Raw genomic sequence first — 13,448 nt, forward strand, 5'->3', positions numbered from 1 at the left:
AATGAAGAATATAGCTTTAATTATTTTCGTTTTCACCTGTTTTGTACAAATATCCTATGCTGGAGGCGGATGGCCGCAACCAGCCAAAAAAGGTTATTTCAAACTTGGGCAGTCCTTTATTATCTCTGATAGCTTTTATGACCTCAACGGTGATATTATAGACATTACTACTATTAGTTTATATACTACCAGTTTATATGGTGAATACGGCATTACTGATCGTTTAACGGGTATTATCTATATGCCGTTCTTTGTAAGGAGTACTCTTAATGATGTAGAAAGGCGTCAATCACAAATTGTAGAACCTGGTGATGCGGTTAATTCATTTGGCGACACAGATATATCACTTAAATATGCACTAAGTCCGGGTAAAAAAATCGTGGTATCCGCTTCGCTGCTATTCGGTCTGCCCTTTGGCAAAATAGCTGAAGGGACCACTGATTCGGGAGATCCAAGGATTTTGCAAACCGGAGATGGAGAATTTAACCAGATGATCTACCTGGATGCCAGTCGTTCATTTTATCCTGCACCTTTTTATGCTTCGATAGGGGCCGGTTTTAATAATCGTACCGAAAATTTTTCAGATGAGGTGAGGTATTCAGCTGAACTTGGCTATACCGGAATTAAAGATGTGACATTGTCACTCAAAATTTCCGGCGTACAATCACTGCAAAACGGAGATTCAGGAGGAGGGGCCGGTAATGGACTATTTGGTAACAATGTAGAATTCTTTTCTTTTGGGCCTGAGGTGAGTTATGGTTTTACGGACCAGCTAGGTATCACCGCAGCGGCGGCCTTTGCAGCCTCCGGAACTAACATTTTGGCTTCACCCAATTTCAGCGCAGGAGTATTCTTCAAACTTTAACAATACGTTAAACTTTCGTGATACTTCCGTGATATCTTATCATGACTTTTGACAGATCATTAAAATTTAAATCCAACATTAGTTATGAAACGATTATTTTTAGTTCTGTCTATAGCCGCCCTTATTACCAGTTGCGGCGATGATGACTCAGATACTCCATCGGCCCAACTCACCCTTAACATAAATGGTTTAGAAGCGCTGGGAGATGATTTTGCTTACGAGGGGTGGATAATAGTAGATAACCAGCCTGTAAGTACAGGAACATTCAGTGTTACAGGTATGGGTGCGGATGCTCAACTTTCGCAAACCACTTTTAATGTGAATAGTGCACAATTAGAAGCCGCGACGATGTTTGTACTTTCTATTGAGCCCGTTCCTGACAATGACCCTGAGCCTGCGAAAACAAAGATATTGTCCGGAATGTTCTCTGGCAATACTGCCACCGTTAGCACAGGACCCGTAGGTACCGGTTTTGAAACTGCTACAGGAAAATACATCATTGCCACGCCTACCGGTGATCCGGATAGCGAAGCCGATGACCTGAGTGGAGTTTGGTTTTTGGATAACAGTTCAGGAAGTGCTATGGCCGGTCTTGATCTTCCTACGCTTTCGGAAGGCTGGAAGTATGAAGGTTGGGCAGTGGTAGATGGTGTTGCACTTACTACCGGAACATTCCTGACAGCTACCGGATCTGATGATAGCGCTCCTTTTAGCGGTATGAACGGAGCCCCGGAGTTCCCGGGAGAAGACTTCCTGGTAAACGCTCCAACGGGCCTGACTTTTCCTACAGACCTGCGAGGTAGCACCGTCGTAATTTCAATTGAACCCGATCCGGATAACAGCCCGGCACCTTTTACACTTAAACCATTGCTGGATATGGTTCCGGCCAGTTTAAGCGGTAATCCATATTCAATAGATAACTATACAACAGCAAGTTTTCCTTCAGGAAACGTTTCAAGATAATCTTTCCTATCCTGAGTATGGTAAAGGGACTGTCTCTATGAGATGGGCCCTTTGCTTTTTTATAAGCCTTCAGCTTCGGCGATTAATTCAGCCAGGTCCTTTACCTTCACCGTATTTTCCTTCTCTTTATTCTTCACGCCGTCGCTCATCATGGTCATACAAAAGGGACAAGCCACGGCTATGGTATCTGCACCGGTTTGAAGCGCTTCTTCCGTACGTTCAATATTCACCTCTTTGTTACCTTTTTCAGCATCTTTGAACATTTGCGCTCCACCTGCACCGCAGCAAAAACCTTTGGTTCGACAGCGCTTCATTTCCACTAATTCTGCATCAAGGGCCTCAAGTACTTCACGGGGAGCTTCGTAAATATTATTCGCACGACCAAGATAACATGAGTCATGATACGTAATTTTTTTGCCTTTAAATTCTCCTCCACCCTTAAGTGATACTTTTCCTTCATTAATGAGCTGTTGTAAGAAGGTAGCATGGTGAATCACCTCATAATTGCCCCCAAGTGCGGGGTATTCATTTTTAATGGTGTTGAAGCAATGTGGACAGGCGGTAACTACTTTCTTTACATTATATCCGTTCATCACCTGGATATTAGCTACAGCCTGCATTTGAAAAAGGAATTCATTACCAGCCCTACGCGCAGGATCACCGGTACAGGCTTCCTCAGGGCCCAGTACGGCAAAAGAAACATCTACTTTATTCAATATTTTAATAAATGCCTTTGTAACACTTTTATATCGCTCATCAAACGATCCTGCACAACCTACCCAAAAAAGTATCTCTGGCGTTTCTCCTGCAGCCGCTTTATCGGCCATGACGGGTATTTTTATTTCACTCATTTCTCCTCTTAATTAACTACTAGACTCTTCTTTCAATTCTTGCGACCAGTTAAAACGATCGGTTGGAGCAAATTTCCATGGAGCAAAACTGGTTTCTATATTTTGAAACATGCTATTCCATGAAGCTGGCGATCCAGACTCTTCCATGGCAACATACCGGCGCATTTCCAGGATAATTTCCAATGGATTAATGTTTACCGGACATGCTTCCACACAAGCATTACAGCTGGTACATGCATTGATCTCCTCATTGGTAACGTAATCACCTAATAATGATTTCCCATCTTCCAAGCCCTTACCTCCGGAGGCCAGGCTTTTACCTACCTCCTCAGCCCTGTCCCTGGTGTCCATCATTATTTTGCGTGGTGAAAGTTTTTTGCCGGTTTGATTAGCCGGGCATTCGGACGTACATCGACCACATTCCGTACAGGAGTACGCGTTCATGATATTCAACCAGCTCAGGTCGTTTACATCTTTGGCGCCAAACCGGCCTACTTCTGCCGGCGCAGTATTCTGATCAGTTTGAATACCAAGCATCATATTTACCTCGTTGGTGACCGAGTCCATATTTGTCATTTCTCCTTTCGCTTTCAGATGAGCATAATAGGTATTAGGAAAAGCCAGGAAAATATGAAGGTGTTTTGAATAGGTCACGTAAACAGCAAAACCCAAAATACCAACAATATGAAACCACCAGGCAAATCTTTCAACTACGATTAGCGTACCTGTACTCATATTTTCAAACAAGGGCATTAAAAATGAGCTAAAAAATAGTGATCCTGTCGCTGTATAGTGCTCATCCCGGACTTGCAGCAGTTGGTCTGTGGCATTCATGGTAAGGATAGCAACCATAAGCACAATTTCAATAACTAATATCAAATTTGCGTCAAGAGTGGGCCACGATGTCATCTCCTCTGCATAAAATCTCTTGACCCTAAGCAAGTTTCTTCGGATAAGGAATGCAACACATGAAAACAGAACCGCTACCGCAAGAAACTCGAAGACATTCATTAATACATTATAAAAGCCCCCTAAATATGGCGCAAATAAACGATGCGTACCTAAAATACCATCAAGGATAAACTCCAATACTTCCAAATTGATCACCAAAAAACCTACATATATGAGCAAATGAAGAAAGGCTGGGATTATTTTTTTGAACATTTTCTTTTGGCCCAACGCAATCAATAGCATGTTCTTTAATCGCTCAGAAGAATGACCATCCGTGGCTAATGGCTTACCAAGTTGGATATTACCCTTAATTCGTTTAATTCGCTTACTAAGGATAAAAGCTGCGCCAGCCAAAACAAGAACGAAAACGATTTGTGCCAAATATGTCATTAGGATAATAATTAGCTTTGTATAAATTTAAAATTTGTTTTGCACGCTTTGCAAATTTCTATAGCTTTGCCACCTCATTTCGGAGGTGCTGTAGCTCAGTTGGTAGAGCATCGGACTGAAAATCCGTGAGTCGGTGGTTCGAGCCCACTCAGCACCACTTTCAGGTCTCTTGCATTACGTAAGAGACCTTTTTTTATGCCTCACTGCAAACGTTACCAGCTTTCAAAAATAAGAGTTCTATCGAAAAAATAGTATGCAAGCATACTATTTTCTTTTATTTATAATCTTTCTTAATTCATTCCTTCTAACGAATAAATAATTTAATTATTAACAATAGTAAATAAGTATTATTTTCAAAAGATGGAAGCAAGTGATGCTCTGACAGTCAGATTAATATCCCTGTATTTGGCGCAAATGGGGTTAGCGATAATCTTCATGATTAACTTCCGTTATTTTAGCAAGATATACCACCGGCCTTTTTTGTTGAACTGGTCCAGAAGTTGGTTAGGTTTCTTTTTTGTATGCCTGGGGTTAGGGTACAGTACACTTCCTCCGGATTGGCGAATAAACATTCCTTTTTTTAACCTGGCAGGCTCAGCGACGTATATGACGGGAGCCTTTATCCAAAGTTTCTTTTTGATCGTCGGGAGCTATGAATTAATAAAGGACCGGCAATTAAGCAAAAGGTCCATTTATATGCTCTTTGCTATTACAATCATACTGGGAACAAGTCTCACGTTGTTATATGCCTTTGATGATAGCAGATTCGTTGAGAGATACTTCATACGCATTGGTCTCCGGTCACTGATTACAGGCATTGCCTTTATATATTGTGGTGTAATTGCCTTTTTCTCACAACGTTTCGGTGAGGTAAGCTTTGGACGAAGACTGCTGGGAACAGCATTAATGCTGTACGGCCTTGAATTGACAGGTTATTTCGTAGTGGTATATCTTATTATTATCGGTTACAACCTTTCGATAGTACTATCTATTTTTGGAGTAACTGATCTGTTTCTTATCACTATCATAGGTTTGGGCATGGTAATGTGGTTGCTTGAGGATGAGCGACTCATATTAAAAAAGACTAATAATGAACTAGATAGCTTTCTCTATAGCACCTCGCATGACTTGAGAGCTCCTATCGCTTCTATTTTGGGACTTACTAACCTCGCAGCTCTTGAAACGAAAGATTCTACTATCTTACAATATTTCAAAATGATAGAAACAAGAGTCAAGAAACTTGATAGCATCATCAGTGATATTTTGACGTATTCAAAAAACACTAAACTCCAGACCCAGGAGGAACATGTTGACTTTAATGCACTCATTGAAGAAATACTTTCAGATATCAAATTCGATGAACGTGCGGCAGGCATACAGATCATTTATGAAGGTGTAAAAGCAAATGAACTAAGTGCAGATAGGGGTCAACTCAAAATTATTCTGAGCAACCTTCTGAGTAATGCCATAAAATATCACGACTTATCCAAGGACAATCCTTACATCAGAGTAGATTTCAAAAAAGACGGTCATGCTGTGGAAATAACAATTAGTGATAATGGGCAAGGCATTGCTCAGGAGCATCATGATAAAATTTTTGATATGTTTTACAGGGCCAACTCTACATCCGAAGGTTCGGGTTTGGGCTTGTTTATTGTACAGGAGGCATCACGTAAGATAAAAGGAGAAGTTAGTCTGCAGTCACAGTTAAATGAAGGCAGTAACTTTAAACTAACATTTAAAGAACATCTGTAAGGTTAGTCCCGGCGATTTCATTTCAAATGCTTCAAGCGTGTTATCTCTCTGTCGGTAAGGAAACGCCACTTACCTCTGGGAAGGTTTTGTTTATCTAACCCTGCATATACTACGCGGTCCAGCTTCACGACTTCATAACCAAGATGTTCGAAAATTCGACGTACTATTCTGTTTTTGCCAATATGGATCTCCACACCCAATGCTTTATAGTCGTTGGATAAAATTGCCAGTTCGTCCACCTTAACTTCGCCATCTTCCAGGTGAAGTCCCTCCGATATTCTGGTTACGTCTTCCTTGGTGATACGCTTATCGAGCTCAACGCGGTATATTTTTTTAACATTATAAGAAGGATGCGCCAATTTACCTGCCATGTCGCCATCATTGGTTAAAAGTAGGAGGCCCGTTGTGTATCTGTCCAAGCGACCTACCGGAAATATCCTTTCCGAACCCGCCTGTTTAACCAGGTCCATAACGGTTCTTCTGCCTTGCGGATCATCCGTAGTAGTAATGAAATCCTTGGGTTTATTCAGTAGTACATAAATAGGTTTTTCAGGAACGAGTGTTTTTCCTTTATACTCCACTTTATCCCCGGCGCCTACTTTCAAACCGAGTTCTGTAACTATAGTGCCATTGACTTTAACTGCACCAGATGCTATGAGTTCATCTGCGTCTCTTCGTGAACAGACACCGGCATTGGCGATGTACTTGTTAAGGCGGATAGGCCCTTGTTCAACATTTGAGGTCTTTTTCCCTCTGGACTGTTTTCTTTGGGGTCTCGCCATTGGTGTAGGTTGGACGAAATCAGGTTTCCTGCTCTTCGCCTATTGTGTTTTCATCAGTATTTACAAAATCTTTTGGGGTTGGCAATTGCGACAGATCATTGATACCAAAGTACTCCATAAACTTATTACTTGTACCATAAAGAATAGGGCGGCCAACGCCTTCTGATTTCCCCTTTATCTCAATCAGACCCTTTTCTAACAGCTTTTGCACAACGTAATCACAGTTCACTCCTCGTATACTCTCCATGTCACCCTTGGTAACCGGCTGCTTATAGGCAATGATCGATAATGTTTCCATTGCAGAAGTAGAAAGTCTTCTTTTCGACTGTTGCTTAAGCATTATACCTATACTAGCCTGGTAAGCCGGCTTAGTCATGAACTGGTAGCCACCCGCTACATGGTTTAACTCAAATGCGTAAGATTCGTCTTTGTACCTTTCCAATATTCTTTCCAACGCATCACTGACGTCCTTTTCAGGAACGTCCGCTTCAAACATTTCAGAAAGACAATTCTTTATCTCCTTAACCTTTATTGGGTTTTGCGAACAAAAAATGAGCGCCTCGATATGGTTTTGGAGAAAGTCCACCTTAACTCTGTTGGCTTAGTTTAGCTGCTATTGATTGTGTGGTATGAGGTACTGCTCTCAATCTTTCTTTAGAGATAAGTTTTCCCGATACGGAGCAGATGCCATAAGTACCATTTTTTATCCTTATCAGGGCATTTTCGAGATTTATAATAAACTTCTGCTGACGCGCTGCCAGTTGACTTAAGTTTTCCTTTTCTGCCGTATCTGCACCGTCCTCTAATACTTTGGTATTACCCGAAGTAGCGTCAGTACCTTCATCGTTACTTTTATTTAAAGATCCTTTTAAGATCTTCAGCTCACCCTTGGCTTTTTCAAGCTTTTCATTTATTAATTCTTCAAACTCTTTAAGCTCCTCGTCAGTGTACCTGTTCTTCTCTTCGTTACTCATATGTAATGTTTTAAATGAAGTCCCACAAAATATTCAATCAAGAGGTCCTTCAAAAGACCTATTGCCGGTAGATACCGAATTTAAAAGATGCAAAAATGTGAAAAAAAATTCGATAAACGTAAAGCTAAAAGTAGAATGATAAGGTAATAGCGTTGGAATAAGTCAAAGCAAGGGACTAATTATCCTGTTTAGAGCAAGTAGGACATCAAAAAGATCCGAACACTGGGGAATTACTATTTTGACAAGTACTGTTAAGCATTTCAGGTAAGCTCTAACTGGTTGTTGGTCATTTGCTTTATTCGTTCCTTAATGGTTCCTAAATCCATATTAATACGATATTTCATTCGAATGTATCGGCGAATAACTTCAGCTTTTTTACCTTTTCTCAATGAGTAGGCCACAGACTTATCAATTAAACATTTCATTTTTATAGCACTTAACGTAATATCAATTTAACAAAAAAAGATGATAATCGTTTGGATTCGTTGGACGATTTCAAGTAATGTCAGGAAGTTTCTATTTAGAGCGCTTTTATATAAACTACAGTTGAAAACTAAGTCTATCAGAATTTATTCGTTGATCATCAGTGGGTCAGAGGTTGATCCCGGTAATTTTGATATAGACTAAATATAAGTTCAAAACCTGGCACCTACTACCAATTTTTCCTTGAATGTACGTACATCACCCTGATTATTAAATACTTCAAAAAATACTATATAGTAGCCTGTTCTTACCTTAACGCCTTTTGCATTTACACCTTCCCAGGTATATGTCCCTGAAGAGGATAGTAAATCATTTTGAGCAAGCACAAAAATTTCACGTCCATGAAGGTCAAAAATACGTACATTGGCCACGTAGCCAGGTGCATCAAACTGGTAAGTGATTGTAGCAAATTCATTCCGGCCGGACCCGTCAGGTATAATTACTTTTGGATTGATCGCAACATTTCCTGATGCCAGCACCGGGTTGTCACGACTTTGAGAATTCTGATAACCAGGCGTGGCATATCCCACGGTAGATGCAGCAGACTTCCAGTTAGAAGATAAATTAGTGGGTCGAACGGGTGTTACTCTTTCCAATGAGACACCTTCGTGATTATCCAGGAGCTCAAAATGAAAATCTTCCTGGTATTCAAAGTGATCATGTAAAGTGCCAGAGGCGTCGATAATAGCCACAGAGCCCTTATCGTCCGGAAAAGAGGGAAGTCCTGCTACCTGAATAATGTTTCCAGGTTCCGGCAGAAGATATTGTACAGCAAGATTAGCCTGATCCGTAGTAAAAACTGTAAAAGAATGTGGAGCAATACTATTGTTTGATGAACCTAGACTTTTGAGGTTAACGGCCATTGGTAAACCCAGGCTATCGTATTCGAAATTACCCATACTCCAACCCTTAAGATCAACATATTTTTGAGAAGTGTTATACACCTCTACAAAATCAACACCGCCGATTCTCGGATTAAACAAAAGTTCATTCAACACAATATCCCCAACCTTCGCAGTATCTAACAGCGCAAACCGAAAAGGCATAGGATCAATGATGTTACCAGGGCAGTCGCGTAGCCCGTTGATGGTAATATTGTAAGATACGCCACTACTTAATGCATTTTGTGGTAGTAGTATCAGCTCCTTTAAATTCTCTTGGACTAATACTTCACTAATTGCAAGATTTGGTTGTGTTGTATATGTCGCGGTTAACACTGAAGATACGTCCAATATCTCATCCATAACTACCAAAATCGAATCCGGATGAAACGCCAGAACTTCCTTAATTTCAGGTCCAAATAGATCTGGTTTTTCTGCAAATACACTGTTTCTAGCACCAGGAGTGCCTCCATTGTCATTTTCGGAAGCTGTCCAGTTTTGTTCTTCTTCGCATATATTAAAAGGATCTATCACCTCCAAAGACCATCCACCATCTCGTTTTAACACACTGCGATACCATGCTTCACTATAATGAATTGAATCAATAGTGACCCCTTCATCATCTTTAATAACAATGATATCTTCTGCATTATTGAGAGAGGGAAAGCGATTAATACCTTGCGTTTTACCAATTTTAGCAAAATTTGTGGCCTGAGATTCATCGCAAAGAATCATATATTCACCCGGAAAAATAAAATCGTCTTTTAGGTATGACAACCTGGAAAGATCCCGAACACTCCAGCCTGCAAGACTTATCACGTTAGTACTGCTATTAAAGATCTCAATATACTCAGCTTCCGGGAAAATATTCAATGAACCGGGATTGGGCATAATTTCAGTCATCCTGACGTCTCTCCATTGCCAGGTTACATCTAAGTAATAAATGAAATCGATGTTCTGGAAGTCGGAAGTGTTACCCAGGTGATCTGAGATATTAGAAACTGTTAAGGTTTGCGGTATCCCTGAACGGAAAGAATCAGCAAATTCTAACTGAAGTACAGTCTGACGTTCATCCTTAAATCCTACTTTGAATGGACGGGCAGTGTCATTGTTGATATTAAAATTATCTACATTTATTGAAGCTAAAGAAAGAGGCTCTGAGAAACGAACAATGATCTTATTCACATTAAGAGCTTCAACTCCCAAAATCGCAGGAGGTAGGTTATCCATAATTGTAACGGATAGATCGTCGAAAAAAAAGTTGTTGCGTCTTGTACTGGTATGGTTAACCTGTAATCCAAAATAATCCCCCGCTGCCGGAGCATCGTCAAAGCCTTTCCCGATTAATCGAAACGAAGCACCTTCGGACTCATTTGCATACAGTAACCAGGAACCATCATTCTCCCGAACAACTTTCAGGGTTAAATTAATACTATCCGCCACGGTATTACCCGGATCTTCAATAATAGGGTCAGATGCACCTACTTTAAAAAGGTCTACCCCATCTCCACTTCCTGATTCACCTAGCTGAATATAATAACCTTCCTCTGCCAGGTTTGGGTTTGCATGATTACTAACCAGGTACACACGCATATTATTCGAATTACTCGGTGCGGCAGAGTACCTGCATGAAAACTGCCAGGTTGTTTGACCCAGGACATATGTCCCAACTCCGGAAGTAGTTATCCACAATGAGGCGTTGGCAACAGGGCCTGCACTATTTAACATTCCATTTTTTACGCGAAAGTCCACACCGGTGCCTGAGTGATCAGAACTTGTCCAAACAGGGTTGGTTAAGAAGTCATTATCTGCAAAATCATCCTGGACTTGTGCTTGCAGCGAGGTGCAGATAACCAATGTAATTGCAAAAAAAAGGTAGCATTGATACTGCCATTTAGTGAATATTCTTGTGCGAGTGGTGACTGTAAATTCCAATTATGTTAATTTTGGCTTATATATCAAAACTATTAAATATTCTTAGTTTAAACTTAATGTAAAATGAAACTAGCTGTAGTAGGAGCTACCGGTCTTGTAGGCCAGGAAATCCTAAAAATCCTCGAAGAAAGAAATTTTGAATTTGACACATTAATGCCAGTGGCCTCTGCAAGGTCGATAGGTAAAAAGATCTCATTCAATAAACAGGAATATACCGTGATTGGTATGGAGGATGCGATTTCCAAGAAGCCTGATATAGCTATTTTTTCGGCAGGAGGATCTACTTCATTAGAATGGGCACCAAAGTTTGCAGAAATAGGATGTATTGTTGTGGATAACTCATCCGCCTGGCGCATGCATCCTGATCACAAACTGATCGTACCCGAAATTAATGCCGAAGACCTCCGGATTGACGACAGGATCATAGCTAATCCTAACTGTTCTACAATACAAATGGTTATGGCTCTGGCCCCGCTACATAAAAAGTATAAGATCAAACGATTAGTCATTTCAACTTATCAATCTGTAACAGGCACCGGTAAAGCAGCGGTTAACCAGCTCAATCAGGAAAGAAAAGGTGAAAAAGCTGATAGGGTCTACCCGCATCCTATCGATTTGAACGTACTCCCTCATATTGACGTGTTCATGGACAACGGCTACACGAAAGAGGAGATGAAAATGGTGAATGAAACCCGTAAAATTTTAGGTGACGATACCATTGCCATCACTGCGACCGCTGTCAGACTACCGGTCATGGGAGGTCATTCGGAATCCGTTAATGTAGAATTTCATCGGGATTTTGACCTGACAGAAGTACGGGAACTATTGAATAATGCCCCGGGAATAGTGGTAGAAGATGATGTGACCAATAATGTATACCCTATGCCATTGAATGCACATCAAAAAGATGAAGTTTTTGTAGGAAGGCTAAGAAGAGATGAATCTCAGGTGAATGCATTGAATATGTGGATAGTAGCAGATAACTTAAGAAAGGGAGCTGCTACTAATGCCATACAAATAGCAGAGTTCTTAACTGCCAACAACCTGGTCTATTGATAGAAGGTTTGCTTCAGGCAGACGTACAAAGCTATGTGCGTTTACATGAACACGATGATATAGCATCACTGGCATTGAAAAAAGAGTGTGTTGGTAATGTGGATATCAGATTAGTTCTGGATCAAATAGCAGGTTTGCAAAGAGCCAGAACAAAGTTACCTGCATGGTATAATCAGGAGGGTATTCTTTACCCTCCTAAAATTTCGTTGGAACAATGTTCTTCAGAAAAAGCTGCTATCCATAAGCAGGGGTTAATTTCAGGAGAAACACTTATTGATTTAACAGGAGGCGCCGGTGTAGATACCTATTACCTGTCAAAAAAATTTCGTGCCACACAGTATATCGAGCGTGACGCATGGCTTGGCAGTCTGGCAAAACATAATCATGGCTTGCTTCAGGCGAACATTACACACCACATCGATGATGCCATAGCATTCATAACAACTCTCACTGACAAAGTGGATAGCATTTACCTGGATCCGGCGAGAAGGGACCAAAATAAACAAAAAGTTTTTCGCTTAGAAGATTGTGAACCTAATGTAGTCACTTTAATAGACTTACTACTAAGTAAAGCCCGTAAGGTATTAATTAAAACATCTCCATTGTTGGATATTCATCAGGCTTTGACAGACCTTAAACATAAGGCCAGAATAGAAGTAGTCTCTGTCAATAACGACTGCAAAGAAGTTCTCTATCTTATTGATCCTGAATTGAAAGAACATAGGATATATACTACCAACTATCTCTCAGACGGAACAAAGCAGGAGTTTTCTTTCTTAAGAGAGGAGGAGCAAGTATTGGACTGCCCACTTGGAAATGTGGCGAACTACCTTTACGAACCTAATGCTGCTATTATGAAGGCAGGTGCTTTTAAGTCTGTAGCTAAAAAATTCGACCTGCGCAAATTACATCCAAATACACATCTCTATACGTCAACGAAATGGATGTCAACATTCCCGGGAAGAAAGTTCGAAATTAAAGAAGTGCTATCTGCAAATAAAAAAGGCCTCCGGTCCGCACTACCAGATGGAAGGGCAAATGTATCCGTTCGTAATTTTCCATACACGCCTGAACAAATTAAGAAAAAACTGAAACTGAAAGATGGCGGAAATACATACCTTTTTGCAGTAACCGATAGGAAGGATGCAAAAAAGATTATTCTTACTAAGAAAGTCGAACATTAGAAAAACGTTCTCAGGAATAAGTGAATACACAAGAAAACTAAAGTAGAGGTACCATATACCTTGATGATCTTTCGCCTGTTTTGAATATCTTCCCACCAGAGCATTATCCATGGTTTATACAGGCCCAAAGACATAAACACAAAACTTACAAGTGCAATCGCTGCACTCAAATTCGAAAGAACCTGCATAGTATCTGGCTCATGTGAAGTTGGTTTTCAGCGAGATATCTCTTACGCTAAGATAAAGATAAATGTGATTTAAGCACAGCCCGACCTTACGGTCTGTAGTCGTCCTGATCAAATTCAGGAATTTCTTAATCCGTGATACAAAGTCATGAATATCAATGTGGTAACATCAATTGCATCAAAGGCTTGCCAG

At 40.5% G+C, this 13,448-nt stretch carries 12 protein-coding genes and 1 tRNA gene; 6 read left to right on the forward strand and 7 right to left on the reverse strand.

Going from position 1 to position 13,448, the window contains the following annotated elements:
• Position 1 precedes the first annotated feature (1 nt).
• Together FNH22_RS12245 and FNH22_RS12250 are read left to right on the forward strand one after the other, a co-directional pair.
• The gene (locus FNH22_RS12245) at positions 2 to 865 is read left to right on the forward strand and encodes a hypothetical protein (RefSeq protein ID WP_143398675.1); all 864 of its coding nucleotides are present in this window, start codon (positions 2 to 4) and stop codon (positions 863 to 865) included.
• Between the two features lie 84 nt (positions 866 to 949).
• Positions 950 to 1,828, forward strand: a complete 879-nt coding sequence (locus FNH22_RS12250; RefSeq protein WP_143398676.1) for an anti-sigma factor — start codon at positions 950 to 952, stop codon at positions 1,826 to 1,828.
• Between the two features lie 59 nt (positions 1,829 to 1,887).
• Here the strand turns inward: FNH22_RS12250 and FNH22_RS12255 are convergent, their stop codons facing one another.
• Complete coding sequence (locus FNH22_RS12255; RefSeq protein ID WP_143398677.1) at positions 1,888 to 2,679, reverse strand: (Fe-S)-binding protein; 792 nt, start codon at positions 2,677 to 2,679, stop codon at positions 1,888 to 1,890.
• 12 nt (positions 2,680 to 2,691) lie between these two features.
• Positions 2,692 to 4,020: a 4Fe-4S dicluster domain-containing protein gene (locus tag FNH22_RS12260; protein ID WP_143398678.1), complete on the reverse strand. Its 1,329-nt coding sequence runs from the start codon at positions 4,018 to 4,020 to the stop codon at positions 2,692 to 2,694.
• A gap of 84 nt (positions 4,021 to 4,104) precedes the next feature.
• Between FNH22_RS12260 and FNH22_RS12265 the strand changes: the two genes are divergently transcribed.
• Together FNH22_RS12265 and FNH22_RS12270 are read left to right on the forward strand one after the other, a co-directional pair.
• Positions 4,105 to 4,177: transfer RNA gene (locus FNH22_RS12265), tRNA-Phe, on the forward strand.
• Between the two features lie 278 nt (positions 4,178 to 4,455).
• Positions 4,456 to 5,775: an ATP-binding protein gene (locus FNH22_RS12270; RefSeq protein ID WP_185154200.1), complete on the forward strand. Its 1,320-nt coding sequence runs from the start codon at positions 4,456 to 4,458 to the stop codon at positions 5,773 to 5,775.
• Positions 5,776 to 5,792: 17 nt separating this feature from the next.
• Here the strand turns inward: FNH22_RS12270 and FNH22_RS12275 are convergent, their stop codons facing one another.
• The 5 genes from FNH22_RS12275 to FNH22_RS12290 form a co-directional block, all read right to left on the reverse strand.
• A complete protein-coding gene (locus FNH22_RS12275; RefSeq protein WP_143398680.1) occupies positions 5,793 to 6,557 on the reverse strand; it encodes a pseudouridine synthase in 765 nt (254 codons plus the stop codon).
• A gap of 19 nt (positions 6,558 to 6,576) precedes the next feature.
• Positions 6,577 to 7,143: an SMC-Scp complex subunit ScpB gene (gene scpB, locus FNH22_RS12280; protein WP_143398681.1), complete on the reverse strand. Its 567-nt coding sequence runs from the start codon at positions 7,141 to 7,143 to the stop codon at positions 6,577 to 6,579.
• Position 7,144: 1 nt separating this feature from the next.
• Positions 7,145 to 7,531 (reverse strand): TraR/DksA C4-type zinc finger protein, encoded by a 387-nt coding sequence (locus FNH22_RS12285; protein ID WP_143398682.1) that lies wholly within the window; start codon positions 7,529 to 7,531, stop codon positions 7,145 to 7,147.
• A 260-nt stretch (positions 7,532 to 7,791) separates the two neighbouring features.
• The gene (locus FNH22_RS32005) at positions 7,792 to 7,956 is read right to left on the reverse strand and encodes a hypothetical protein (protein ID WP_185154201.1); all 165 of its coding nucleotides are present in this window, start codon (positions 7,954 to 7,956) and stop codon (positions 7,792 to 7,794) included.
• Positions 7,957 to 8,166: 210 nt separating this feature from the next.
• The gene (locus tag FNH22_RS12290) at positions 8,167 to 10,830 is read right to left on the reverse strand and encodes a lamin tail domain-containing protein (protein WP_143398683.1); all 2,664 of its coding nucleotides are present in this window, start codon (positions 10,828 to 10,830) and stop codon (positions 8,167 to 8,169) included.
• A gap of 63 nt (positions 10,831 to 10,893) precedes the next feature.
• On the opposite strand from FNH22_RS12290, the gene FNH22_RS12295 reads away from it, so the two are divergent.
• Both FNH22_RS12295 and FNH22_RS12300 read left to right on the forward strand, forming a co-directional pair.
• The gene (locus tag FNH22_RS12295; RefSeq protein ID WP_143398684.1) at positions 10,894 to 11,886 is read left to right on the forward strand and encodes an aspartate-semialdehyde dehydrogenase; all 993 of its coding nucleotides are present in this window, start codon (positions 10,894 to 10,896) and stop codon (positions 11,884 to 11,886) included.
• Entirely contained in the window at positions 11,883 to 13,070 is a 1,188-nt protein-coding gene (locus tag FNH22_RS12300; RefSeq protein WP_143398685.1) for a class I SAM-dependent methyltransferase, read from the forward strand. The genes FNH22_RS12295 and FNH22_RS12300 overlap by 4 nt, the downstream gene beginning before the upstream one ends.
• Positions 13,071 to 13,448 lie beyond the last annotated feature (378 nt).

This window comes from Fulvivirga sp. M361, assembly GCF_007097395.1.
Lineage (GTDB): Bacteria > Bacteroidota > Bacteroidia > Cytophagales > Cyclobacteriaceae > Fulvivirga.

Bases quoted from the DNA above. Each gene is read 5' to 3' on its own strand.
- FNH22_RS12270 (WP_185154200.1), top strand. From the start codon at position 4,456: ATGATTAACTTCCGTTATTTTAGCAAGATATACCACCGGCCTTTTTTG.
- FNH22_RS12285 (WP_143398682.1), bottom strand. From the start codon at position 7,531: ATGAGTAACGAAGAGAAGAACAGGTACACTGACGAGGAGCTTAAAGAG.
- FNH22_RS12250 (WP_143398676.1), top strand. From the start codon at position 950: ATGAAACGATTATTTTTAGTTCTGTCTATAGCCGCCCTTATTACCAGT.
- FNH22_RS12245 (WP_143398675.1), top strand. From the start codon at position 2: ATGAAGAATATAGCTTTAATTATTTTCGTTTTCACCTGTTTTGTACAA.
- FNH22_RS32005 (WP_185154201.1), bottom strand. From the start codon at position 7,956: ATGAAATGTTTAATTGATAAGTCTGTGGCCTACTCATTGAGAAAAGGT.
- FNH22_RS12295 (WP_143398684.1), top strand. From the start codon at position 10,894: ATGAAACTAGCTGTAGTAGGAGCTACCGGTCTTGTAGGCCAGGAAATC.
- FNH22_RS12275 (WP_143398680.1), bottom strand. From the start codon at position 6,557: ATGGCGAGACCCCAAAGAAAACAGTCCAGAGGGAAAAAGACCTCAAAT.
- FNH22_RS12255 (WP_143398677.1), bottom strand. From the start codon at position 2,679: ATGAGTGAAATAAAAATACCCGTCATGGCCGATAAAGCGGCTGCAGGA.
- FNH22_RS12260 (WP_143398678.1), bottom strand. From the start codon at position 4,020: ATGACATATTTGGCACAAATCGTTTTCGTTCTTGTTTTGGCTGGCGCA.